This window comes from Rhizobium sp. Root1203 (genome assembly GCF_001424945.1).
In the GTDB taxonomy this organism is placed as follows: domain Bacteria; phylum Pseudomonadota; class Alphaproteobacteria; order Rhizobiales; family Rhizobiaceae; genus Rhizobium.
In genome coordinates, this window is record NZ_LMCW01000004.1 from 80,237 (window position 1) to 102,400 (window position 22,164).

25 protein-coding genes are annotated in these 22,164 nt (G+C 62.2%); 13 read left to right on the forward strand and 12 right to left on the reverse strand.

All coding sequences use genetic code 11. From position 1 onward, the window contains the following. Positions 1-11: 11 nt before the first annotated feature. From ctaD to ASC97_RS05685, 4 genes are all read left to right on the forward strand, one after another. Positions 12-1,781 carry a cytochrome c oxidase subunit I gene (gene ctaD / locus ASC97_RS05670; protein ID WP_057467372.1) on the forward strand — a complete coding sequence of 590 codons (1,770 nt, stop codon included), beginning with the start codon at positions 12-14 and terminating at the stop codon, positions 1,779-1,781. After that, entirely contained in the window at positions 1,778-2,488 is a 711-nt protein-coding gene (locus tag ASC97_RS05675; RefSeq protein ID WP_057467373.1) for a cytochrome c oxidase subunit 3, read from the forward strand. The genes ctaD and ASC97_RS05675 overlap by 4 nt, the downstream gene beginning before the upstream one ends. A 112-nt stretch (positions 2,489-2,600) precedes the next feature. Continuing rightward, complete coding sequence (locus ASC97_RS05680) at positions 2,601-3,326, forward strand: heme-copper oxidase subunit III family protein (RefSeq protein ID WP_057467374.1); 726 nt, start codon at positions 2,601-2,603, stop codon at positions 3,324-3,326. Positions 3,327-3,335: 9 nt separating this feature from the next. Next, positions 3,336-3,686, forward strand: coding sequence for a cytochrome C oxidase subunit IV family protein (locus ASC97_RS05685; RefSeq protein WP_057467375.1), 351 nt, complete (start codon positions 3,336-3,338; stop codon positions 3,684-3,686). Between the two features lie 12 nt (positions 3,687-3,698). Here the strand turns inward: ASC97_RS05685 and ASC97_RS05690 are convergent, their stop codons facing one another. From ASC97_RS05690 to ASC97_RS05710, 5 genes are all read right to left on the reverse strand, one after another. Then, on the reverse strand, positions 3,699-4,271 hold the full coding sequence (locus ASC97_RS05690; protein WP_057467376.1) for an SH3 domain-containing protein: 573 nt from the start codon (positions 4,269-4,271) through the stop codon (positions 3,699-3,701). Between the two features lie 32 nt (positions 4,272-4,303). Beyond that, positions 4,304-4,792 carry an invasion associated locus B family protein gene (locus ASC97_RS05695; RefSeq protein WP_057467377.1) on the reverse strand — a complete coding sequence of 163 codons (489 nt, stop codon included), beginning with the start codon at positions 4,790-4,792 and terminating at the stop codon, positions 4,304-4,306. 209 nt (positions 4,793-5,001) lie between these two features. After that, positions 5,002-5,628, reverse strand: a complete 627-nt coding sequence (locus tag ASC97_RS05700; protein ID WP_057467378.1) for an HAD-IA family hydrolase — start codon at positions 5,626-5,628, stop codon at positions 5,002-5,004. A gap of 71 nt (positions 5,629-5,699) precedes the next feature. Continuing rightward, entirely contained in the window at positions 5,700-6,446 is a 747-nt protein-coding gene (locus tag ASC97_RS05705; RefSeq protein WP_057467379.1) for a YebC/PmpR family DNA-binding transcriptional regulator, read from the reverse strand. 111 nt (positions 6,447-6,557) lie between these two features. Beyond that, positions 6,558-6,989 carry a DUF6636 domain-containing protein gene (locus ASC97_RS05710; RefSeq protein WP_057467380.1) on the reverse strand — a complete coding sequence of 144 codons (432 nt, stop codon included), beginning with the start codon at positions 6,987-6,989 and terminating at the stop codon, positions 6,558-6,560. 113 nt (positions 6,990-7,102) lie between these two features. Between ASC97_RS05710 and ASC97_RS05715 the strand changes: the two genes are divergently transcribed. Beyond that, a complete protein-coding gene (locus ASC97_RS05715; RefSeq protein ID WP_057467381.1) occupies positions 7,103-7,606 on the forward strand; it encodes a pyridoxamine 5'-phosphate oxidase family protein in 504 nt (167 codons plus the stop codon). A gap of 271 nt (positions 7,607-7,877) precedes the next feature. On the opposite strand, the gene ASC97_RS05720 is transcribed toward ASC97_RS05715, so the two are convergent. The 7 genes from ASC97_RS05720 to ASC97_RS05750 all read right to left on the reverse strand — a co-directional run bounded on the left by ASC97_RS05720 (position 7,878) and on the right by ASC97_RS05750 (position 14,155). Then, the gene (locus ASC97_RS05720; protein ID WP_057467382.1) at positions 7,878-8,714 is read right to left on the reverse strand and encodes an MBL fold metallo-hydrolase; all 837 of its coding nucleotides are present in this window, start codon (positions 8,712-8,714) and stop codon (positions 7,878-7,880) included. A 117-nt stretch (positions 8,715-8,831) separates the two neighbouring features. Continuing rightward, on the reverse strand, positions 8,832-9,656 hold the full coding sequence (locus tag ASC97_RS05725) for a TIGR00282 family metallophosphoesterase (protein WP_057467383.1): 825 nt from the start codon (positions 9,654-9,656) through the stop codon (positions 8,832-8,834). Positions 9,657-9,658: 2 nt separating this feature from the next. Beyond that, positions 9,659-10,246: a 5-formyltetrahydrofolate cyclo-ligase gene (locus ASC97_RS05730; protein WP_057467384.1), complete on the reverse strand. Its 588-nt coding sequence runs from the start codon at positions 10,244-10,246 to the stop codon at positions 9,659-9,661. Between the two features lie 91 nt (positions 10,247-10,337). Beyond that, positions 10,338-11,063 carry a hypothetical protein gene (locus ASC97_RS05735; RefSeq protein WP_057467385.1) on the reverse strand — a complete coding sequence of 242 codons (726 nt, stop codon included), beginning with the start codon at positions 11,061-11,063 and terminating at the stop codon, positions 10,338-10,340. Positions 11,064-11,104: 41 nt separating this feature from the next. After that, a complete protein-coding gene (locus ASC97_RS05740; RefSeq protein WP_057467386.1) occupies positions 11,105-12,013 on the reverse strand; it encodes an NAD-dependent epimerase/dehydratase family protein in 909 nt (302 codons plus the stop codon). After that, a complete protein-coding gene (locus ASC97_RS05745) occupies positions 12,010-12,828 on the reverse strand; it encodes a glycosyltransferase (protein WP_057467387.1) in 819 nt (272 codons plus the stop codon). The genes ASC97_RS05740 and ASC97_RS05745 overlap by 4 nt, the downstream gene beginning before the upstream one ends. 106 nt (positions 12,829-12,934) lie before the next feature. After that, positions 12,935-14,155 carry an NAD-dependent epimerase/dehydratase family protein gene (locus ASC97_RS05750; RefSeq protein ID WP_057467388.1) on the reverse strand — a complete coding sequence of 407 codons (1,221 nt, stop codon included), beginning with the start codon at positions 14,153-14,155 and terminating at the stop codon, positions 12,935-12,937. A 117-nt stretch (positions 14,156-14,272) separates the two neighbouring features. On the opposite strand from ASC97_RS05750, the gene ybgC reads away from it, so the two are divergent. The 8 genes from ybgC to tilS all read left to right on the forward strand — a co-directional run bounded on the left by ybgC (position 14,273) and on the right by tilS (position 22,158). Continuing rightward, on the forward strand, positions 14,273-14,728 hold the full coding sequence (gene ybgC / locus ASC97_RS05755; RefSeq protein WP_057467389.1) for a tol-pal system-associated acyl-CoA thioesterase: 456 nt from the start codon (positions 14,273-14,275) through the stop codon (positions 14,726-14,728). 417 nt (positions 14,729-15,145) lie between these two features. Then, a complete protein-coding gene (gene tolQ / locus ASC97_RS05760; RefSeq protein WP_057467390.1) occupies positions 15,146-15,865 on the forward strand; it encodes a protein TolQ in 720 nt (239 codons plus the stop codon). Positions 15,866-15,889: 24 nt separating this feature from the next. Further along, positions 15,890-16,348, forward strand: coding sequence for a protein TolR (gene tolR / locus ASC97_RS05765; protein WP_057467391.1), 459 nt, complete (start codon positions 15,890-15,892; stop codon positions 16,346-16,348). An 8-nt stretch (positions 16,349-16,356) separates the two neighbouring features. Then, the gene (locus tag ASC97_RS05770) at positions 16,357-17,493 is read left to right on the forward strand and encodes a hypothetical protein (RefSeq protein WP_057467392.1); all 1,137 of its coding nucleotides are present in this window, start codon (positions 16,357-16,359) and stop codon (positions 17,491-17,493) included. A 22-nt stretch (positions 17,494-17,515) separates the two neighbouring features. After that, positions 17,516-18,826, forward strand: a complete 1,311-nt coding sequence (gene tolB / locus ASC97_RS05775; RefSeq protein ID WP_057467393.1) for a Tol-Pal system beta propeller repeat protein TolB — start codon at positions 17,516-17,518, stop codon at positions 18,824-18,826. A 156-nt stretch (positions 18,827-18,982) separates the two neighbouring features. Continuing rightward, positions 18,983-19,513, forward strand: a complete 531-nt coding sequence (pal, locus tag ASC97_RS05780) for a peptidoglycan-associated lipoprotein Pal (protein WP_057467394.1) — start codon at positions 18,983-18,985, stop codon at positions 19,511-19,513. A gap of 162 nt (positions 19,514-19,675) precedes the next feature. After that, on the forward strand, positions 19,676-20,677 hold the full coding sequence (ybgF, locus tag ASC97_RS05785; protein WP_057467395.1) for a tol-pal system protein YbgF: 1,002 nt from the start codon (positions 19,676-19,678) through the stop codon (positions 20,675-20,677). 11 nt (positions 20,678-20,688) lie between these two features. Further along, entirely contained in the window at positions 20,689-22,158 is a 1,470-nt protein-coding gene (gene tilS, locus ASC97_RS05790; protein ID WP_057467396.1) for a tRNA lysidine(34) synthetase TilS, read from the forward strand. Positions 22,159-22,164: the final 6 nt, after the last annotated feature.

Below are 22,164 nucleotides of genomic sequence, written 5' to 3' on the forward strand. Positions count from 1 at the left end.
GAAGGCATGCGATGGTTGACATTCCCAGCACCGCCGGCGACGTCATCCCGCCCGCCGAAGTCGCGGATGTGGAACTCTACCATCCAAAGAGCTGGTGGACGCGGTATGTCTTCAGCCAGGATGCAAAGGTCATCGCCATACAGTATTCGCTGACCGCGTTCGCGATCGGCTTCGTGGCACTGGTGCTCTCCTGGCTGATGCGCCTGCAGCTCGGCTTTCCCGGCTATTTCTCCTTCATCGATGCCGATCACTACTATCAGTTCATCACCATGCACGGGATGATCATGGTAATCTATCTGCTGACGGCACTCTTCCTCGGCGGATTCGGCAACTATCTCATTCCCCTGATGCTCGGCGCCCGCGACATGGTGTTCCCCTACGCCAACATGCTGAGCTACTGGCTCTACCTGTTGGCCGTCCTGGTCCTCGTCGCCGGCTTCTTTGCGCCGGGCGGCCCGACGGGTGCCGGCTGGACGCTTTATCCGCCGCAGGCGCTGCTTTCGGGCACGCCTGGCGGGCGCGACTGGGGCATCATCCTGATGCTGTCGTCCCTCATCATCTTCATCATCGGCTTCACAATGGGCGGGCTGAACTATGTCGTGACCGTTCTGCAGGGGCGGGCGCGCGGCATGACGCTGATGCGGATGCCGCTGACCGTCTGGGGCATCTTCACCGCGACCGTCATGGCGCTGCTGGCCTTCCCGGCGCTGTTCGTCGCTGCCGTGATGATGCTGTTCGACCGGTTGCTCGGCACCAGCTTCTTCATGCCTTCCATCGTCGAGATGGGCGAGCAGCTGAAGTCGCAGGGCGGCAGCCCGATCCTCTTCCAGCACCTCTTCTGGTTCTTCGGGCACCCTGAGGTCTATATCGTGGCCCTGCCGGCCTTCGGTATCGTCTCCGATCTCATCAGCACGCATGCGCGCAAGAATATCTTCGGTTACCGGATGATGGTCTGGGCGATCGTCATCATCGGCGCGCTCAGCTTCGTCGTCTGGGCGCACCACATGTATGTCAGCGGCATGAACCCGAACTTCGGCTTCTTCTTCGCCACCACGACGCTGATCATCGCCATCCCGACTGCACTCAAGGTCTACAATTGGGTGCTGACGTTGTGGCGGGGCGACATCCACCTGACGCTGCCGATGCTGTTTGCGCTCGGCTTCATCGTCACCTTCGTCAACGGCGGGCTGACCGGCCTATTCCTCGGCAATGTGGTGGTGGACGTCCCGCTCTCCGATACGATGTTCGTCGTCGCGCATTTCCACATGGTGATGGGTGTTGCGCCGATCATGGTCGTCTTCGGCGCGATCTATCACTGGTATCCCAAGATCACGGGACGCATGCTCGACGAGCTGCTCGGGCGGATCCACTTCTGGGTGACGTTCCTCGGCGCCTACGCGATCTTTTTCCCGATGCACTATATCGGCCTGATCGGCGTGCCGCGCCGCTATTACGAGCTCGGCGAAACGGTCTTCATCCCACCCTCGGTGCACACGCTCAACGAGTTCATCACTGTTGCCGCGCTGGTCGTCGGGGCTGCGCAGCTGGTATTCGTGTTCAATCTCGTCTGGAGCCTTTTCCGGGGCCGCGAGGCCGGCGGCAACCCCTGGCGGGCGACGACGCTGGAGTGGCAGACGCCGCAGACGCCGCCTGCCCACGGCAACTGGGGCAAGGAACTGCCAGTGGTCTATCGCTGGGCCTACGACTACAGCGTCCCCGGTGCTGCAGAAGATTTCCTGCCGCAGAACCAGCCGGATGGATTGTCGAGGGCCGCGACATGAGCGCGATCCTGATCTTCATGGCCGGGATTGCCGCCGTCGTCGGCTGGTGGATGTCAGGACAGCGACTGATGTCGAAGCCGTGGCTCGAGATTGGCCGAGCCGGCGACGCGATGGGGCGGCAGGGTTCGCCGCTGCCTGCCGCGAAGATCGGCCTCGGCATCTTCCTGGCAGTGGTCGGCGCCCTGTTCTCGCTGCTGGTCAGCGCCTACCTCGTGCGCATGGCCGGCACCGACTGGTGGTCACCACCGGTACCGCCGCTCCTCTGGGTCAATACGGCGATGCTGATTGCCAGCTGCGCGGCGATGCAATGGGCAACCGTCGAAGCACGGCGAGACGGCGTCGAGCCGATGCGGGTCGCGCTCGATGCGGCGTTTGCGACGGCGGTCCTGTTCCTCGTCGGGCAGCTGGTTGCATGGCGCCAGCTCGCTGCAGCCGGCTATGTGCTCGCCGACAACCCGGCAAACAGCTTCTTCTACCTCCTGACCGGCCTGCATGGCCTGCACATACTGGGTGGTCTCGCCGTGCTTGGGCGGACCCGCGTCAGGGCATTTGCGACCCGTCGCTCATCCCAGGCGGCGCTGTGTCTGAGTACCGAGCTCTGCGCCACCTACTGGCACTTCATGCTGGTCGTCTGGCTGGTGCTTCTCGCGCTTTTCACCGGCTGGGCAAACGATCTCGTCGATCTCTGCCGGCAACTGGTTAGTTAGAGCATTTCCGCTTTTCTTCGAATCGCGAAAACGCTCTATCTTTTTGTATTTACGCAATTCCGGACGCAAAACCGCCACGCACTTTTGCTGGAATTTCCCTAGGAGCTGGACGATGGCCGAATTCACACGAACCGAAGCTGATCATACCCGCCCTTTGCCTCAGGCCGGCCTCCGCGGCGTGGCGGCGGATTTCGCCTCGGATCAGCGGGCGTTCAAGAACGTCTCCTGGGGAAAGGCCATGATGTGGATCTTTCTCCTCAGCGATACCTTCATCTTCGGCTGCTTCCTGCTTGCCTATATGACCGCCCGCATGTCGACGCCGGTGCCCTGGCCCAATCCGAGCGAAGTCTTCGCGCTGAATATCGGCGGCAAGGAGGTTCCGCTGATCCTGATCGCGATCATGACCTTCATCCTGATCAGCAGCAGCGGCACCATGGCGATGGCCGTCAACTTCGGCTATCGGCAGGAGCGTGGCAAGACGGCGGCGCTGATGCTGCTGACCGCCGCGCTCGGCGCCTCCTTCGTCGGCATGCAGGCTTTCGAATGGACGAAGCTGATCACCGAAGGTGTCCGGCCCTGGGAGAATCCCTGGGGTGCGGCGCAATTCGGCTCATCCTTCTTCATGATCACCGGATTTCACGGAACCCATGTGACCTTCGGCGTGATCTTCCTGCTGATCACGGCGCGCAAGGTGCTGCGCGGAGATTTCGAGACCGGCAGGCGAGGGTTCTTCACGAGCCGAAAAGGCAACTACGAGATCGTCGAGATCATGGGCCTCTACTGGCACTTCGTCGACCTCGTCTGGGTCTTCATCTTCGCGTTCTTCTATCTCTGGTGAGGTCGCATCATGGCACAAGCGCAAACCCATTCTCAGGCTCACGCTCACTCGGGCCAGCAGCATCCGATCAGGCTCTATCTCGTCGTCTGGGGACTGCTGTTCGTGCTCAGCACCTTCTCCTACCTCGTCGATTACCTCGGCATCCAGGGCTATCCGCGATGGACGCTGATCATCCTCTTCATGCTCATGAAGGCGGGGCTGATCGTCGCCATCTTCATGCACATGGCCTGGGAGCGGCTGGCGCTGGTGTATGCGATCCTCCTGCCTCCGGTCCTCGTGCTGGTCTTCGTGGCGATGATGGCGTCGGAGGCGCACTATACGATCTTCACCCGGATGGCCTTCCTGGGCGGGGCGCAGTGAGCACCTTGCCCGCTACATGATCTTCTCGTTGGGATAGACGCCCCAGAGCGCCGCCTGCCTGACGAAACCCTCGAGGCGATGGCCTGGGACCTCGACGCTGCACCACGTGCCGTCGCAAGAGTGGACCCCGAGCCGCACGCGCGCGGTGAGGTTGGCAAGGATTGCCGCGGTTGCCGCCGGCGCTGCGCGGATCGGGACCGTGGACGCGATCCATGGTCCGACAAGTGCCGTGCGACTGCTGGAAAGCAGGGCGCGGTGCATCCAGCCGGTGACGCCGTCGCAATCCCTGATCTGGCGCCAGTTGCCGTACTCGGCCGTAATCTCCACCGGCAGGCCGGCGACCTGGTAGACCCATTGCGTTCCGTAGTCGAGGGAGGGGCCGACGCGCATGCGGGCCTCCCGCGATTTCAGCGAGACGAAGCGCGGCACCGGGAGCCCGGTTTCGCGGCCCGCGGCGCGGCTTGTCTCCAACGGCGCATGCGGCTGCAGCGGATTGGCGGCCGCCGGCGGGCTGGCGAGCGCCAGTGCAAGACAGAAGAGAGCGATCGTCCGCATCCAGCCGGGCAGGCGTGCGGCGGAAAGCATCCGGTGTGGCGTATGACGGATGGCGCGCGCCCTCAATTGCACGTGCTCATGCGCTTGAGGGCGGCGGTCACGCCGTTCAGCGAATAGGTATAGGTCGTTGCCGTTCCGCGCAGCGACTCTGCATGAACGGTCATGTCGCTTCCCGAGCGCAAGGCGCTGATGACTTCGGGCTCGCGGGCTTCCTCGACCACCCAGGCGGATTTGCCTCTGGTGAACATGGAGAAGGTCTTGTCGCCGATATCCACCTTGACCCGGGACCCCGGCTTCAGCTCGTAGCCCATGATCGCCTGCGGCTCGTGTCCGGAGCCCGGGGCGCTGCCGATGACGAAGAAGTTGCGGCCGTGGTCGACGCTTTTCGGTTCCATCGATTTCGGCACTGTCAGCACATAGCACACCGTCTGCCCGCCCTTGCTGTAGGAATAGACGCCCCAGTCCTCGAATTGCTTGACCATGACAGGCTGTGCCTTTGCCGACAGCGCGCCGAGCAGCGTGAACGAGAGTGCGAGAGCTATTCTTTTCATGAGGTGGTTTCCCCGCCGAGAGTGAGAGAGGCAGGCCTTGAGACAGACCGGCTGGAGCGAATGCGGCGCATTCAAGTCGGGGAGGGTTACCGAGACCTTAACGAAGGGTGGCGGGTAACGAACGTGTTACCCGTTAGCGGCGGGATGTGAAAACGGAGGCGGCCTATCCACAGACGTCGGTCGCCCGCTGGGTTATTCCCCAGCGGTGTTCAGCTCTGGAGGAGCGTGCGCCTGATGTCACCGACGCTGTCGAACATGATGTCCGGCGATTGGCTCTCAAGATAATCGGGCGTGGCGTAGCCCCAGGCGACCGCGCCCGCCACGATTCCCGTGGCGCGTGACGCTTCGATGTCGCGGCCCTCATCGCCGATGGCGATGGCATCGGCGATGCTGAGGCCGGCGCGCCGGAGCACGCGCCGGAAGCGGGCCGATTTTCCGAAGATGGATGTGCCGCACTCAAAGTAGTCGATTTGGATGTCGTTGCCGAGGACGCTGCGGATCGTGGTTTCCGCATTCGAGCTGACGATCGCGATGCGCACGCCGGCGGCGCGCAAATCGGCAAGCAGTTCGCGGACACCGGGAAACAGCTTCAGCTCGTGGGCGCTTGCCGCTGCCCGCTGCCGCATATCGCGCGCGATGGCCGGCATTTTCCACCAGGGAACGCGGAGATAGCGGATGATCTCTCGGTTTCCCTTGCCCCGCAGCATTGCCATTTCCTCGAGGGAAAGCTGGCGGAAACCAAAACGGGCGGCCGATTCATTCAGTGCGGAGGTGAACCAGCCGGCGGTGTCGGCAAGCGTTCCGTCGAAATCGAAGAGGGCAAGCTTGTAGCGCATCCGGTTCATCCATCAAAAAAGCCTGCGTCTTTCGAACGCAGGCCGGGAGTTCACAATAACGGGCGGAAAGATCAGGCCGAAAGCTTGGCCAGCACTTCTTCCGAGACCTCGAAATTCGAGTAGACGTTCTGAACGTCGTCATCGTCTTCGAGGCTGTCGATGAGCTTGAGCAGCGACTGCGCCCTTTCCTCATCGACCGGCACGTTGTTCTGGGCGCGCCAGACCGACTTGACGGTTTCCGCTTCGCCGAGTGTCGTTTCGAGCGCCTTGGCAACTTCGCCGAGGGATTCGAAGGCACAGGTGATGTAGTGACCTTCGTCATCGGTCTCGACGTCGTCGGCGCCGGCTTCGATCGCGGCTTCCATCATCTTCTCGCCGTCGCCTGCCGAGAGCTTGTAGGTGATCTCGCCGACGTGGTCGAACGAGAAGGATACTGAGCCGGTTTCGCCAAGAGCGCCCCCGGCTTTGGTGAAGATTGAGCGGACGTTGGAAGCGGTGCGGTTGCGATTGTCGGTGAGCGCTTCGACGATGATCGCGGTGCCGCCCGGGCCGTAGCCTTCGTAGCGGACTTCATCGTAGTTCTCGCCATCGTTTCCTGCGGCCTTCTTGATGGCGCGGTCGATGTTGTCCTTCGGCATGGACTGGGCCTTGGCGTTCTGGATCGCCAGGCGCAGGCGCGCGTTCATCGAAGGATCGGGCAAACCGGCCTTGGCGGCAACGGTGATTTCGCGCGCGAGCTTGGAGAACATTTTCGACCGCACGGAATCCTGACGACCCTTGCGGTGCATGATGTTTTTAAACTGTGAATGGCCAGCCATGGCACCCCTGTTCACGTCTTATTGTCGGAATGGGCCGCCTTATAAGAGCGAAACGGGGCGCATTCAAGGGAAAAGCGGTTCGCACGGCAGCCGGCCGACGACGTGCCGCTGTCAGTTGACGGTGTATTTCTTTCTGCTTGCGAAGAAGCCATGGCCATCGTCACGCGTGCATGCAAGGCCGCTTCGCTCGGAGGTGCAGCTGAACGGGCCGGCCCGCCAGCGGTCGCCGTACTGCAGAACGTTGGCGTCGCTGCAGCAGGCGCTGTCACCTTCCATCTTGAAGATGAAGGGCTTTCCCGAGGCCGACAGGATGAGGCGGACGTAAAGGGGTTCGATGCGATCGCAGCCGAGTTCCGGACCGCCATCATCGGGCGTGTACATCGCAGTGCCGCCTTTCGGGATGTAGGTGCAGCCGATGTTCCTCGAGGGAGTGACGAAGACGATCTGACCGTTTTCGTCGGGCGCGAAGCTCCGGTCGGCTGCACCGCCCGAGGATACGAATGCCAGAGAAAGGACCAAAGCCAACAACGTTGCGTTCCCCATCGAATCCTCCGTTCCGCAATATGGGCCGACCGTAGCATCTCGGCGGGCGTCGGGGAACAAAGCCGGGAAGCCAACGTTTGAAAGCACGGACCCTCGAAACGGAAGGAAGTGCTATGGCTAGTTTCAACGAGGCGCGGGAACACCCGGCACGCCAGCTCTGGGACCAGGTCAACGATATCAATGCCGGAATGCTTGGGGTGGACGGCGTGGATATGCATATGCAGCCGATGGCGCCGCATGCCGACCCGAAGACCAACACGATCTGGTTCTACACGAAGTCCGATGCAGACATCGTCCGGGCGATCAGGCCCGGCACGCGCGCCCACTTCTGCGTCGTCGGCAAGGATCACGACTATCATGCGTGCCTCGCGGGCCAGATAGAGGCCCGCGCCGATCCGTCGAAGATCGAGGAATACTGGAACTCGGTCGTTGCCGCCTGGTACGAGGACGGCAAGAAGGACCCCAAGCTGACGATGCTTGCCATGCATGTCGACGACGCGGAAATATGGGTTTCCACCGGCAGCAAGCTGAAATTCGGCTGGGAGATCGCCAAGGCCAATCTCGACGACGACAAGATGCCCGACGTCGGCGTCAGGCAGCATCTGCATTTTGCCTGAGCTGATGGCAGTGTGAAGGACAAGGCCCGGGTGTTTGGGGCAAGCGGCTATGATGTCTGGGGGCGAAACATTCCATCCTCACCCCATCCCTGTGCTCGTCACAGGGATGGAGCGCATCCAAGTCATTGAATGCAAAAGACTCTTCTCACGGCGCGGACGCGCCGTGGCTGTATCCCTGTGACGAGCACAGGAATGAGGGAGGGTGGAGATGAAGGCGCCGAACGAGGTGTCGGAAGTTTGGGCGGCCGAGGCGCACGCTGATGCCGCTCGTTTACTGCATGCCCTTGGCGACGTAGATCAGCGGCTTCTTCGGGAGGGTGCGCATCGATACGGTGATCGTGTTGGTCGGGGCGTAGGCGATATCGAAATCGGGACCGAACATCGACAGGAAGTTTTGCAACGGCCTCGGCTGGTGCATCGGCAGGATCAGCGACGATCTCAGGCGTTTGATGATGCGGCTCATGCTGTCGGCTCCCGTGGTCAGGCCGCCGTCGACCGGGACCATCACCACGTCCAGCCTGCCGATTTCGGTGTAGTGCGCCTCGGTCAGCTCGTAGTGCAGGTGGCCGAGATGCCCGATGCACAGGCCCGCGACCTCGAAGATGAAGATCGAGTTACCGTCTTTTTGCGGTGCGCCGTCGCCGCCGCGGATATCCGTCGTGACGTTGCGGATGTAGGTGTCGCCGACCATCATGTCGATCCTGGCCTTTTCGTCGGGCACATCGCTCCAGCCGTGCAGCACGTATCGGATCGCCGGATCCGGTGCAGGCGTGTAGTGCGAGGAATGCGCCCGGTTCATCGTCACAACCGTCGGGGGACGCGGCGGCGTATACCAGCCGGAGAAATCCGTGGCGATCGAGACACCACCGGGTGTTTCGATGAAAAAGGTCGAATGGCCGACATAGGTCAGCGTGACGGTTTCCTCCGTGGCGCCCGCCGCGATCGATGGCGGCGGACCCGGGAAACTGGCGAAGGTTGCTTTTGGAATCGATTGGGCGACCGCCTGGCATTGGCTGACATTGCGGCGTTCCTCTTGCGCAGCCGCGGCTTCCGCCGCGACAAGGACCAGCAGGCAGGCAACTGCGAAGACAAGAAAACGCGGCTTCATTGCCACTTCCTCCAGCGCTTTCACGATGCGGGGAGGATGCGGCAAGGGGTCGCATCGGTCCAGATCAAAAGCCGGCGCCGCTGCTCACTTTTGCGTCATGGCAGGCGGATGCCCAAGCTAGCGCCAGAACTCGGGAACGGTCTCCGCAAGCCGCGGGCCGAGGCGCAACGGCGCGATCTTTTCGGCGAGCCCCGTCGTATCGGAGATCTCGACGCCGACGCCGCAGATGGTGGCCGGGCCGGTCGCGGCCTCCATCCGGCCTTTCGGCATCTTGGAGATGAAGCGGTTCAGCGGCTCTTCCTTGTCCATGCCAAGGGACGAATCGTAATCGCCGCACATGCCGGCATCGGAGAGATAGGCGGTGCCGCCGTTGAGTATCTGGTGATCGGCGGTTGGCACATGCGTATGCGTTCCGACGACGAAACTCGCGCGTCCGTCGACGAAGTGGCCGAAGCACTGCTTCTCGCTGGTGGCTTCCGCATGGAAGTCGAAGATGATCGCGTCGGCCTGTTCCTTGAGCGGGCAGGCTGCGAGGATGGTTTCAGCCGACTTGAAGGGGTCATCGAGTTCCGGGTGCATGAAGACGCGGCCCATAATGTTTGCGACGAGGACACGCGCACCGTTGCGGGCATAGAATAGGCCGGAACCGCGGCCGGGCGTCCCCTGCGGATAGTTGGCCGGACGCAGGAACTGGTCATGACGGCCGGCAAAGCCGACGGCTTCCTTCTGGTCCCAGACGTGATTGCCCGTCGTCACCACGTCGGCACCGGCATTGATCGTTTCGAGGAAGATATCCTCGGTTATGCCGAAGCCGCCGGCGGCGTTTTCGCCGTTGACGATCACGAAGTCGAGTTTCAGGTCCGATACCAGACCGGGGAGGCGATCCCAGACCGCCGTACGTCCGGTCTTGCCGACCATGTCACCCAGAAAAAGCAGTCTCATTGCTATCCAATCCAAGAGGCAAAAAAGCGAAGGCCGCTTTCTGTCAGGATGGCATCCAGGCTTACGTCGTGCGGCTCAGCGGGCACATGTGCCACTTCCTGGCAGTCGAATGCAATGCCGATCAGTTTCGGATGCATGCCTTTTTGCTTCAATCGGTCGATTGCACGGTCGTAATGACCCGCTCCGTAGCCGATACGGTGGCCGCGCCGATCAAATGCGGAGAGGGGGACGAGCAGGATCTCGGGATCGAGCACGGGTGCGTCCGGGCCCGGACCCGACGTGCCGAACCCGGTGCCGACCAGCGGTGCGCCGCGCACGAGCTCGCGGAAGACGATCGTCTGGCGATCGAGGATGGCGGGTACGCAAAGGCGCGCGCCGCGGGCCTGGAACCGTGCCATCAGCGGGCGGGTGTCCGCCTCGGAGCGGATCGGCAAAAAGCCGGAGACGATCGTGCCCGGGTCGAAGGCGACCGCTTCGCCGGCGTGCTCGGCCATCGCCAGGCTCATCTCGATACGCGTGTCCGCCGGGATGCCAGCGCGAAGCGCCAGCCGCTCGGCGCGCATTTCGGCCTTCAGTTCTTTTGGGGTCATGCAATCCACCGCGCTGGTTTCCGCAGAACCATAAAGCTGTCGCCTGTCATTGCAACGCGAGAATGCGCCCTTTGACCGTCTGTCTTGGAGGTCAGATGACGATGCTGGTCGGTGTCCGCGAAGCGCCGACCTGTGCTTCGAGCGCCGCGCCATCGGCATCCGAGCCTGGGTTGCCGATCCTGGCACGCAGTTCGCGCATGGCTTTGTCCATGAGCTGGCGCACCTCCTGCAGGATCGACTTGAACTCCTCCATGGTCTTTCTGTCCTCGGCGGAGATTCCGGCAGATGCCTGCTTTCCATCCTCGACGACGCTCCGGTAGGCATTTCGTGCTGCCGTCGCACCGTCCGGTTCATCCGCCTCGGACGCCTCGACGCCAGCCTCGCCATCTTCGGATTCCGGTTCAGCGTTTGCGGCGGCAGTTGCTTCGGGCGCAGCGCCTGTTGCCGTATTCGCGGCGGCTGCCGTGGCCGATGAGGCGCTGGTCGCGCTGGCAGCGACAGCTGCGGCGAACTCGGTGGCCGCGGCGCTGATCTTGTGGGCGAGTTCGGCGGCAAGGCGGGCGACCACCTCAGGCGGGAAGCCGCCGCTTTTCAGCATCTCCAGCTGCGCCTTGGCTTCTTCCAGCTTCCGCGCTGCCCGTTCCTTGGCTGCATCGGCTGACGTGGTCATGTTCTGGCGCAAGGTCTCGAGGGCCTTTGCGGAATCCTGCAACATCTTCAGGCGCGTGCTGTTTGCGCCGTCCGCGAATGCGTTGAGGTTGCCGGCAGAATACGCGTTGCGCAGAATATCGAGCGTCGAAGTGGATCCGACTTGCATACTATCCCCCAGGATTACACCATCGGGGATGGGCTACAACCCTAGGCTTGCGCGGGCCTGTGCGGTAACCCGCCGGTGGCGAGAGCATGGATCGTCTCGTCGAATAGCGGCATGCCGCCGGGCGTCCAGCCGAGCATCCGGATTTTCGTCGTGTCCATCTGCGCCAGCGCGGATTTGTCGGCCGCGAGCGGCAACCTGTTGAGGCAATCGCGCTCCCAGCGGACGGGTTCCAGAATGTCCCATGTATCCACCGTCACATCGGAAACGTTGAAATTCTCGCCCGAGATGCGTGCGCTTTCGGCTTCCAGCATCAGCCGCACCGCCTGGCCGACGTCGCTTCCGTGAACCTCGGTTCCGGCGCGCGACGGCAAGGGGCGGCCCGCCAGGTAGTCGTCGATGAGCCCGTCCCATTTGTTGGGGTGCAGGCCGCCGTAGACGCCGGTCAGCCGCAGGCTTGCGGTCGCAAAGCCGGGGGCGGCGAGGTGCGCCAGGCTGCGCTCGGCATCGAGCTTGACCTGTCCGTATAGGGTAGTCGGTTTGGCCTGCATGCTCTCCGTCAGCATGGTTCCGAGCGGAGGATCGCCATAGACCGCGCGGCTGGAGATGAACACGCAACGGCGGGTGCCGGCGCGCTTGGCTGCGTCGAAGAGCCTGACGGTGCCGTCGAGGTTGAGGCGCTTGAATGTTTCCGGATCGTCACCCTCGCCGCCGCGATACTTTCCGGGCAGGTGGTGAAAGGCCGCGTGCACAAAGAAATAGGCGTCATCGAACGCCTCGATGTGATCGCGGGCCGGGTCGAGCGACAGGGGCGCGAACTCGACGGGGCGCGAAAAGGCACGGGGAAGCGGTGCGTGGCGGCCGCCGACGATGACGGAATATCCGGCCGCCAGCAGCTCCTCGACGATGTATCGTCCGACAAGGCCCGTTCCGCCCGATACCAGTACCTTCATGCTGCCTCTTCCGGATTGGCCATCGCCGAAATGTCCGGCAGATCATCGCCGGCGTGGAACGCGTGCCAAAGGTCGATCAACGGCTGCAACATCGCGGCCTTGGGATGATCCGATTCCCATGGCTTTTCATATTGGTAGTGCAAGACCGAAATGCTCTTCCAGTCCCAAAGAACCGGCATGGTGAACCATACGTACTGAAGCATGTTGAAATAGACAGGCAACCCGTGCCAATCGGGGAAATACGTCTGCAGAAACGTCTGGTCGGTCCGTTTCCAGAAGCTTTCGGGCTGATCGAGGCGCGCCAGCATGTGCCGGAACGTGTCAGCGGATGGACGGGCGACGAAAACGCCGGAGTTCATGCGGCGAAAGTCGCCGAGCGTCTCGTAGACATTGGGAGCTGCGGAAAATTCGGGGTACTGGAACAGCTTGTCGATGTTCCTCAGGACGATTGCGTCGGCGTCGATGAAGACGCATCGCTGGTATTCCGTCAGTTCCCAGAGCCTCAGCTTGCAGAAATTATCGAGCGGCGAATGGAAATCCGGCTTTCGTCCTTTGACGAAAGGGGCTGCCGAATGCAGCTTGCCGCGGGCATGGCGCTCGTTGAAGGCGTCGGACAGCGGCAGGTGCTCGACCTCGATCAGGCGACAGTTCAGCTGCTGCATCGGGTCGAGCACGGACCGGCCGACGCCGCCGGTGTGGAGCACGACGATATCGGCCGCGGTCCGGGTGACACGCAGCGAGCGCGCCAGCGCGGTTGCGCCCATGGCGTAGTCTGCGTTTGTGACGAGCGTGACGTAGGCGGACGGGGAGGTCATGGGAATCGGGCGTCTCCACGGGTCTCTTTTCCCGAACAGGGCGATGGTATAGGCCGCCGGACGAGGGGGGCTACATCCTCCAATCTGACACTCGTCGCTGCCATCGTCACGACACCGATTTCAGCCGCTTGCCTTCCAGATCGGGGTTGATCGTCGCGGCGATATCCTTGGTCCAGGCAGAGACGGCGGGAACGCGAGCGCGATCGACACGATAGGCGAACTTCCTCGCGATATCGACGATCTCGCTCATCAAGCCGGCCTTGAGGGTGGTCGGGTCGAGGCCTAGGTCGCGGAATTTGTCGTTCCGGACGATCAGCTCGTTTTCGGGCGCCTCCTTGCGCGGGTTGGGCATCCACGCGATCGCAGAGCCTGTGATCTTCGCGACGATCTCGGCGAGATCGCGGACGCGGTGGGTTTCTGTCATCTGGTTGAAGATCTCGACGCGCGCGCCGCGGGCAGGCGGATTCTTCAAGGCAAGCTCGATGCAGCGGACCGAATCCTGGATGTGGATGAAGGCGCGGGTCTGGCCGCCTGTGCCGTGGACGGTCAGGGGGTAGCCGATCGCAGCCTGGATGAGGAAGCGGTTCAGCACCGTGCCGTAGTCGCCGTCATAGTCGAAGCGATTGATCAGCTGCGCGTGCCGGCGCGTCTGCTCGGTGTGCGTTCCCCAGACGATGCCCTGGTGAAGATCGGTGATGCGCAGTGCATCGTTCTTGGCGTAGAAATGGAAGAGCAACTGATCCAGGCACTTGGTCAAGTGGTAGATCGAACCGGGGTTGGAGGGGTAGAGAATCTCCTGACTGGCGGTTTGGCCGTCCGCCGTTTCGATGCCCACTCTCAGGTACCCTTCCGGGATCGCCGCGCCGACCGTCGAATATCCGTAGACGCCCATTGTGCCGAGATGGACGAGGTGGGCGTCGAGCTGCAGCTCGACCAGGGCGTTCAAGAGATTGTGCGTGGCATTGACGTTGTTGTTGACGGTGTAGTTCTTGTGCCGGTCGCTCTTCATCGAATAGGGGGCCGCGCGCTGTTCGGCGAAATGGACGATCGCGTCGGGCCTGTTGTCGGCGAGCCATTTTTTGAGCAGCTCGTAGTCCTTGGCGAGATCGATGAGGTTGAAATGGATGCGCCGGCCGGTTTCGGCGTGCCAGATGCGGGTTCGCTCCTGGATCGAGTCCATCGGGGTCAGCGATTGCACGCCGAGTTCGGTGTCGATCCAGCGTCGCGACAGGTTGTCGAGGATGTGAATGTCGTGGCCTGCGTCGGAGAGGTGCAATGATGTCGGCCAGCCGATAAAACCATCCCCGCCCATCACCGCAATCTTCATGGGATCATCTCCTGCTCCGTAGGTCGATGGGAAAATACTTAGGAACTGTGACGATTGTTCAATGCTTGCATGGCGGAAACTCTTGCGCCAAAGAGGGCTATGACTTTGGAGAGCATCATGGCGGACAAAGGTTTTTCGATTTCGGGTGAGCTCACGGAAGCGGGCCATCGGCTTCTGCAGCGGGTCTACTACGAAGACACCGATTTCTCCGGTCTCGTCTATCATGCCCGCTACCTGCATTTTCTGGAGCGCGGCCGCACCGATTATCTCCGCTGCCTCGGCGTCGAGCAGCGCGAACTGATCACGGCCGACGAGGAGGGCCTGGTCTTCGTCGTCCACCGCATGGAGATCGACTTCAAGGCGCCGGCACGGATGGACGACCTCCTGACCGTGCTGACGCACACGGAAAAAGCCGGCGGTGCAAAGATGGTCCTCACCCAGGAAATACGTCGTGACGACACGCTCCTGATCGCCGCCAAGGTGATCATCGCCGTCATCAATGCCAGTGGACGGCCGAGGCGCCTGCCGGAAACGTTGGCAGAGAAGTTTCTCGAAGGCGGCAAGCCGCTCTGAAGGCTGCGCCGGTGCGGATTGACTGAACCGACGCCAGAACGTCGCAAAGGGTGGCTGATTTCATCCTTGCAAAAACATGACTTTCATGTGAAGGAATTGCCGCGCTGCAAGATGAGCGCTGTTTTGGTCATAAACCTGTAGAGCTGACCAAGTAATCCAAGGATTATTCTTTCCGCAGATAGATTCGCTGACATTGTCCGATGCTAACGAACTGTTAACCATAATGGTGTCTTACTCGGATTGTCAGAGTTTGTGCGGTGCACGCCTTCCTTTGACCAAATTTGACGGCAAGGAAAGCGGATAAGAGCTTGGAAGCTTGACCAGGGCTTTGGGCGGCGGCCGCCAGACACTTCTTGCGAGATCACTTTGTGCCGCCCGGTCAAGTGCCGGGCGTTTGGATTCGGGGATTTTGGATCAATGGAACAAGTAGGATTGGCAGCAGCAGCGACGGACGTGAGCCTGTGGTCGCTGTTCATGCAGGCAGGTCTCGTCGTCAAACTGGTCATGCTCGGGCTCATCGCAGCCTCCGTCTGGACCTGGGCGATCGTCATCGACAAATATCTGGCCTTTGGCCGCGCACGGCGCCAGTTCGACAAGTTCGAGCAGGTGTTCTGGTCGGGCCAGTCGCTGGAGGAACTCTACCGCTCGCTCTCCGAGCGCAACAATACGGGCCTCGCCTCGATCTTCGTCGCCGCCATGCGCGAATGGAAGAAGTCCTTCGAGCGCGGCGCACGGTCGCCGATCGGCCTGCAGATGCGTATCGACCGCGCCATGGACGTGACGCTCGCCCGTGAATCGGAATTCCTCTCCGCCCGCCTGGGCTCGCTGGCGACGATCGGTTCTGCCGGTCCGTTCATCGGCCTCTTCGGTACGGTCGTCGGTATCATGACCTCGTTCCAGGCGATCGCCGGTTCGAAGTCCACTAACCTTGCGGTCGTCGCGCCCGGTATCGCCGAAGCGCTGCTTGCCACCGCGATCGGCCTTGTCGCCGCTATTCCGGCGGTTATCGCCTACAACAAATTCTCCGCCGACGCCGGCAAGCTCTCGGGTCGCATGGAAGGTTTCGCGGATGAATTCTCCGCCATCCTTTCGCGCCAGATCGATGAGAAGCTGCAGCCGCGCCAGGCTGCGCAGTAAACGCACGGAAACGGAGTAAACGATATGGGTATGGGTGCTCCAGGCGGTGGCGGAGGCGGCGGTGGACGCCGTCGTCGTGGCGGCGGACGCAGAGGCGGCGTCATTTCCGAAATCAACGTGACGCCGCTCGTCGACGTCATGCTTGTTCTTCTCATCATCTTCATGGTCGCCGCACCGATGATGACCGTCGGCGTGCCGATCGACCTGCCGGAAACGCAGGCCAAGGCGCTGAATTCCGAAACGCAGCCGATCACGATCTCCGTCAAGAACGACGGTACGGCATTCCTTCAGGAAACCCCGATCCCGGTCGAGGAAATCGCCGCCAAGCTCGAGGCGATCGCGACCACCGGCTACAATGAACGCATCTTCGTTCGCGGCGACGCGACGGCGCCCTATGGCGTGATCGCCGATGTCATGGCCCGCATCCAGGGTGCAGGCTTCAAGAACATCGGCCTCGTGACGCAGCAGAAGAAGGACCAATAGCGAACGCTATGAAGGCCAGTATCGTCACATCTGCTGCTCTGCACTGTGCACTGCTTGCCTGGGCGCTGATTTCGATCGGCTCCCCGGAGCAGTTCAAGGTCGAGGATTTCGAGGCGATGCCCGTCGACCTCGTGCCCGTCGAAGAGATGACGCAGATGCAGCAGGGCGACAAGACGGCCAAGCCGAGCGAAAAGCCGGCGCCGAAGCCGACTGCCAAGCCGACCAATGTCGAAAACGCCGAGAACATGGGCGAGAACAAGGTCGACCTGAAGACGCCGCCGGTCCCCAACGCCAAGCCGAACAACAACGTCACGGCCGCTGCCCCGAAGGCCTCGGAGAAGCCGCTTCCCCAGAATGATCCCGTGCCCAACGAGGTGAAGGAGATCATGAAGGAGGAGACGGACGTCGAGCCGCAGCAGGTTGCGTCGATCACCCCGCCGAAGCCCGAGATCACACCGCCGACACCCACGCCTCCGAAGGCCGAGGAAAAGCCGCAGGAACAGGCAGAGCCGCCGAAGCCGGATGCCGAAGCGCTGCCGGACAAGGTGCCGACGCCCGTCGTCAAGCCGCAGGTGAAGCCGCCGGAGCAGAAGCCGGCCGAAAAACCGCCTGAGAAGAAGACCGAAGACAAGGCCCAGACGGACGAAAAGCCGACCGACAAGAAAAAGGCCGACAAGAAGCAGGAAAAGGCGAAGGCCTCCTCCTCGAAGCAGAGCGACTTCAACTCGGACGATATCGCGGCCCTGCTCAACAAGCAGGACCCGTCGAACGGCGGCGCCAAGAGCTCGACCGAAGTTGCTTCGTTCGGCGCCAAAAAGGCCACCGGCGGTTCCAAGCTCTCGATGAGCGAGATGGATGCCCTGCGCAGCGCGATCGCCGGCAACTGGTCCGTTATTCCGGGAATGGAAGGTGCTGCCGACGTTCGCATCAAGGTCCACATGAAGCTCGATCCGGATGGCAACATCATCGGCTCGCCCGAGGTCGAAGCGATCGGTGGGACCAACGAGGCAACGCGCATGGCCCTGGCGAGCGGTGCCAAGCGCGCCGTCATGAAATCGTCGCCGTTCACCAATCTTCCCAAAGACAAATATGACGCCTGGGGCGAAGTCATCGTCAATTTCGATCCCAGCGATCTAGCCCTTTAAAATGCTGAAAGGCTTGTCCTCTATGACCAAGTGTTCTCTCATCCGCGCCTTGATGGTCGCCGTCGGCATGATAACCACAGCTGTTATCGCCACGCCCGCGAACGCGCTCGTCGAAATCAACATCAACAAGGGCAACGTCGAGCCTCTGCCGATCGCGATCACCGACTTCCTGCAGGGCGACATGGGCGCGCAGGTGTCGCAGGTGATTGCCGCCGATCTTCAGCGCTCCGGCCTTTTCAAGCCAATCGCCAAGAACGCCTTCATCGAGAAGATTTCCAATCCCGACGCCGCTCCGCGCTTCGAGGACTGGAAGGTCATCAATGCGCAGGCGCTGGTCACCGGCCGCGTGACGCAGGAAAGCGATGGCCGCCTTCGGGCCGAATTCCGCCTCTGGGATACCTTTGCCGGCACGCAAATGACCGGCCAGCAGTTCTACACGCAGCCTGAAAACTGGCGCCGCGTCGCCCACATCATCGCCGATGCGATCTACAAGCAGATTACCGGTGAAGAAGGCTACTTCGACACCCGCGTCGTCTTCGTCTCGGAATCCGGCACCAAGCAGGATCGCAAGCGCCAGCTCGCCATCATGGACCAGGACGGCTTCAACGTCCGCATGCTGACCAACGGCAGCGACCTCGTGCTCACGCCGCGCTTCTCGCCGAACCGGCAGGAAGTCACCTACATGTCGTTTGCCAACCAGCAGCCGCGGGTCTACCTGCTGCAGCTGGAAACCGGACAGCGCGAAGTGGTCGGCAACTTCCCCGGCATGACCTTCTCGCCGCGCTTCTCGCCTGACGGTCAGAAGGTCGTCATGAGCCTTCAGCAGGAAGGCAATGCCAACATCTACACGATGGACCTGCGTTCGCGCACGACGACCCGCCTGACCTCGACGGCGGCGATCGACACCTCGCCGTCCTATTCGCCCGACGGCGGACGGATCGTCTTCGAAAGCGACCGCGGCGGTCACCAGCAGATCTACGTGATGAATGCCGACGGGTCCGGCCAGACGCGCATCTCCTTCGGCGACGGCAACTATTCGACGCCGGTCTGGTCGCCGCGGGGCGATCTCATCGCCTTCACCAAGCAGTCGGGCGGCAAGTTCTCGATCGGCGTGATGAAGCCGGACGGCTCGGGCGAGCGTATCCTGACAACGGGCTTCCACAACGAGGGTCCGACCTGGGCACCGAACGGCCGTGTCATCATGTTCTTCCGCCAGGCGGCGGGAGCAGGTGGTCCGCAGCTCTACTCGATCGACCTCACCGGCTACAACGAGCAGCTGATCAAGACCCCGAACTTCGCATCGGACCCGGCCTGGTCGCCGCTCCTGGAGTAGGAAAGACTGTGGACACGCCTTTTTGTCGCCTCAAAAATCCTCGATTGGGGCAGCAGAGGGACAAATCAACCATCCGTTAACCATAATTCTTGAACGCCGATTAACCGAGTACGGTTACAGTCCGGCAACCTTAATCAAGTCGCAAGGAGACCGGCCATGAGCCGAATTCACACCCCGGCAATGAGCCGCATGCAGAATTTCGCCCGCAACCCCGTCATGATCGCGCTCGTTGCCGGTCTTGCCCTGGCCGGTTGCGCCAACAAGAAGAACATGGCCAACAGCGCCGGCGATCTCGGCCTCGGCGCCGGCGCCGCAACGCCTGGCTCGGCGCAGGACTTCACGGTCAACGTCGGCGACCGCATCTTCTTCGACACCGACTCGACGTCGATCCGCGCAGACGCTTCCCAGACGCTCGACCGTCAGGCACAGTGGCTCGCTCGTTATCCGAAGTACGCGATCACGGTCGAAGGCCATGCCGACGAACGCGGCACCCGCGAATACAACCTCGCCCTCGGCGCGCGCCGTGCCGCTGCCACGAAGGACTACCTCGCGTCGCGCGGCGTTCCGGCCCAGCGCATGAAGACGATCTCCTACGGCAAGGAACGTCCGGTCGCCGTCTGCGACGATATTTCCTGCTGGTCGCAGAACCGCCGTGCCGTCACCGTTCTCGGCGGCGCCGGCATGTAATTGCCGGAAAGACATTACCTTTTGGAAAGGCGGCTCCTTCGCGGGCCGCCTTTTCTTTTTGACCACACTTTGGCCAGACTCCGTTGCTTTTTGAAAGCAATTGGAAAAATCTCCTGTTCGTGCCATCGAGGTGCGAAGAATCACTGGGACAGGACGAACCATATGAAGAAACTTGTCGTTGCGGGCATGCTGTGCCTCGCGGCATTGGCCGGGACAGAGCAGTCGGCGAATGCGACGTCGCTATTCGGCTGGCACATCGGCGATAAGGCCGGCGAGCAGCGGAACGCGCCCGTCGTCAACGTGCAGGCGGCCGGGAGTGCGGAAGTGCGCGTCCAGCAGCTCGAAGAGCAACTGCGCCAGCTGAACGGCCGGATCGAGGAGATGAGCTTCCAGCTCCTGCAGATGCAGGAAACGATCCGCAAGGCGCAGGAAGACAACGAATTCCGCTTCCAGGAGCTGGAGAAGGGCGGAGGCAGCAGCGCCGGTGCCAGCAGCAAGCCGATGAAAAAGAGTGAGGCCGATGTGCCCGCTTCCGGACAGATGGCCAGAGGCGGCGACGATGTCGCCCGCACGATAGAGGCGACACGGGGAGCCGAAACGGCTCCCTCCACCGACGTTCCTGCAAACGAAGGCCTGGGGCAGCCGCCCAAGCAGCTTGGTTCGATCGACTTCGACCAGAGCGGCAACCCGGTCGGCGGGTCGGTCAATCAGGGCGCGGAGGTCGGTTCCGGCCCGTTGCCCGATGTCGACGGGAGCCGATCCTCGCAGACAGCATCGCTTGGCAGCGAAGCGGACCAGTACAAGGCCGCATACGGCCACGTGCTCTCGGGCGACTATTCGACGGCCGAACAGGAATTTACGCAGTACATTGCCCAGTACCCCGGCAGTGCACGGGCGGCCGATGCAAACTTCTGGCTTGGCGAAGCGCTCTATTCGCAGGGCAAGTACAACGATGCCGCCAAGACGTTCCTCGACGCGCACAAGAGGTACGGCAGCTCGGAAAAGGCGCCTGAAATGCTGTTGAAGCTCGGCATGTCGCTTGCTGCGCTCGACAACACCGAAACGGCCTGCGCCACGCTGAGGGAAGTGTCGAAGCGCTATCCCAAGGCATCCCGCGCCGTCATAACCAAGGTTGCGAGCGAACAGAAGCGTCTCGCCTGCTAAGGCCTGCCGGGTTGCGTCCCGACGGCACCATTTCTCCCGAAACGGCCGCGCGCCGCTTTCTCGATTCGCTGGTCCAGCCCTCGCGCATTCTCGTCGCGATTTCCGGCGGCAGCGATTCAACCGGCCTGCTTCTGGCGCTGTCGGATGCGCTGAAGGCCACTCCCCATTCAAAAATCGCCCTCTGCGCCGCGACCGTCGATCACGCGTTGCGGGCCGAATCGGCGGATGAAGCGCGCCAGGTCGCCGCTCTCTGCCTGAGCCTCGGCATTCCGCATGCCACCAAGGTCTGGCACGGGTCGAAGCCCAAGGCCGGCATCATGGCAGCGGCGCGCGATGCCCGCTACCAACTGCTCGCCGAGGCCGCGGACGAGCTTGCCGCCGACATCGTCGTGACCGCCCATACGCTCGACGATCAACGCGAGACACTTGTCATGCGCGGTGCCCGATCGAGCAGGAATATGACGGGCATCGCAGACGCGGTGCTGTTCGACCGGCGCATCTGGGTGGCTCGGCCTCTGCTTCTTTCGTTGCGAGCCGATATCCGTGCCGGGCTCGAACACCGCGGCATCGCCTGGCAGGACGATCCGAGCAACGAGGATCCGAAATACGAACGGGTACGCACGCGCCAGGAGCTTGACGGGCAGGGGATCTCCGTGGAGGAACTCGGTACGATGGCGTCAGCCCGGCAAGAGCTTGCCGCCGGTGCAGCGCGATGGCTCGATGCGCATGTCAGTGTGCATGGCGCGATGCTCGGGCACATCTCGCCTGCCGGGCTTGCTGTCGAGCAGGCGCTTTTCGGGCATGGGCTATCGCGGCTTGCGGCGGTGTTCGGCGGGCAGCCTTTTGCGCTCGGGCGGGAGCCGATGAGAGGTATTCTCGATTTCGTCGCTGCGGGAAGACCGGGACGGGTGACGGCAGGGCGGGTGGTGTTCGATCTGCGGCGGGACGGGCTGTACCTGGCGCGGGAGACACGAGGCATCCTGCCGCTCGCCGTTGCTGCGGGCGGGCGCGCTGTCTGGGATGGCCGATATACGGTGGAGAATCGCTCGGATGTGGATGTGACGGTGTCTGCTCCAGGAGAGGCGGTTTCCGCAAACTCCCTCGTTCCTGTGCTCGTCACAGGAATTCGGCAACGGCGCGTCAGCGCCGTCAGAGACCCTTTTGCGCCCAAAGGCTTGGGCGCGCTGGATTCTTGTGACGAGCACAGGAATGAGGGAGGAGCGAGAGGCGACGGAGGCGAAAGAAGTTCCAACCTCCCGAAAAGCGCCCTCCGGCGCGCGCTTGCAGCCCAGCCGCACATCTGGGCATCGGCAATATCCACCGATCTGCCGGATCAAATCCGCATCGAGCCGTATTTCGCGTTGTTCGACCGTTTTTTGACACGATTCGACTTCATCTTCGCGAACAGCCTTGCGGCTGCATTTGGAACCCGCCCCTATCCAAAACCGCCTTTAGGTCTTATTGACGGAAAAACCATCTAACGGACC

Excerpts from the sequence above, each read along its gene's own strand:
- ctaD (WP_057467372.1), top strand. The coding sequence starts at position 12 with ATGGTTGACATTCCCAGCACCGCCGGCGACGTCATCCCGCCCGCCGAA.
- ASC97_RS05675 (WP_057467373.1), top strand. The coding sequence starts at position 1,778 with ATGAGCGCGATCCTGATCTTCATGGCCGGGATTGCCGCCGTCGTCGGC.
- ASC97_RS05680 (WP_057467374.1), top strand. The coding sequence starts at position 2,601 with ATGGCCGAATTCACACGAACCGAAGCTGATCATACCCGCCCTTTGCCT.
- ASC97_RS05685 (WP_057467375.1), top strand. The coding sequence starts at position 3,336 with ATGGCACAAGCGCAAACCCATTCTCAGGCTCACGCTCACTCGGGCCAG.
- ASC97_RS05690 (WP_057467376.1), bottom strand. The coding sequence starts at position 4,271 with ATGCTTTCCGCCGCACGCCTGCCCGGCTGGATGCGGACGATCGCTCTC.
- ASC97_RS05695 (WP_057467377.1), bottom strand. The coding sequence starts at position 4,792 with ATGAAAAGAATAGCTCTCGCACTCTCGTTCACGCTGCTCGGCGCGCTG.
- ASC97_RS05700 (WP_057467378.1), bottom strand. The coding sequence starts at position 5,628 with ATGCGCTACAAGCTTGCCCTCTTCGATTTCGACGGAACGCTTGCCGAC.
- ASC97_RS05705 (WP_057467379.1), bottom strand. The coding sequence starts at position 6,446 with ATGGCTGGCCATTCACAGTTTAAAAACATCATGCACCGCAAGGGTCGT.
- ASC97_RS05710 (WP_057467380.1), bottom strand. The coding sequence starts at position 6,989 with ATGGGGAACGCAACGTTGTTGGCTTTGGTCCTTTCTCTGGCATTCGTA.
- ASC97_RS05715 (WP_057467381.1), top strand. The coding sequence starts at position 7,103 with ATGGCTAGTTTCAACGAGGCGCGGGAACACCCGGCACGCCAGCTCTGG.
- ASC97_RS05720 (WP_057467382.1), bottom strand. The coding sequence starts at position 8,714 with ATGAAGCCGCGTTTTCTTGTCTTCGCAGTTGCCTGCCTGCTGGTCCTT.
- ASC97_RS05725 (WP_057467383.1), bottom strand. The coding sequence starts at position 9,656 with ATGAGACTGCTTTTTCTGGGTGACATGGTCGGCAAGACCGGACGTACG.
- ASC97_RS05730 (WP_057467384.1), bottom strand. The coding sequence starts at position 10,246 with ATGACCCCAAAAGAACTGAAGGCCGAAATGCGCGCCGAGCGGCTGGCG.
- ASC97_RS05735 (WP_057467385.1), bottom strand. The coding sequence starts at position 11,063 with ATGCAAGTCGGATCCACTTCGACGCTCGATATTCTGCGCAACGCGTAT.
- ASC97_RS05740 (WP_057467386.1), bottom strand. The coding sequence starts at position 12,013 with ATGAAGGTACTGGTATCGGGCGGAACGGGCCTTGTCGGACGATACATC.
- ASC97_RS05745 (WP_057467387.1), bottom strand. The coding sequence starts at position 12,828 with ATGACCTCCCCGTCCGCCTACGTCACGCTCGTCACAAACGCAGACTAC.
- ASC97_RS05750 (WP_057467388.1), bottom strand. The coding sequence starts at position 14,155 with ATGAAGATTGCGGTGATGGGCGGGGATGGTTTTATCGGCTGGCCGACA.
- ybgC (WP_057467389.1), top strand. The coding sequence starts at position 14,273 with ATGGCGGACAAAGGTTTTTCGATTTCGGGTGAGCTCACGGAAGCGGGC.
- tolQ (WP_057467390.1), top strand. The coding sequence starts at position 15,146 with ATGGAACAAGTAGGATTGGCAGCAGCAGCGACGGACGTGAGCCTGTGG.
- tolR (WP_057467391.1), top strand. The coding sequence starts at position 15,890 with ATGGGTATGGGTGCTCCAGGCGGTGGCGGAGGCGGCGGTGGACGCCGT.
- ASC97_RS05770 (WP_057467392.1), top strand. The coding sequence starts at position 16,357 with ATGAAGGCCAGTATCGTCACATCTGCTGCTCTGCACTGTGCACTGCTT.
- tolB (WP_057467393.1), top strand. The coding sequence starts at position 17,516 with ATGACCAAGTGTTCTCTCATCCGCGCCTTGATGGTCGCCGTCGGCATG.
- pal (WP_057467394.1), top strand. The coding sequence starts at position 18,983 with ATGAGCCGAATTCACACCCCGGCAATGAGCCGCATGCAGAATTTCGCC.
- ybgF (WP_057467395.1), top strand. The coding sequence starts at position 19,676 with ATGAAGAAACTTGTCGTTGCGGGCATGCTGTGCCTCGCGGCATTGGCC.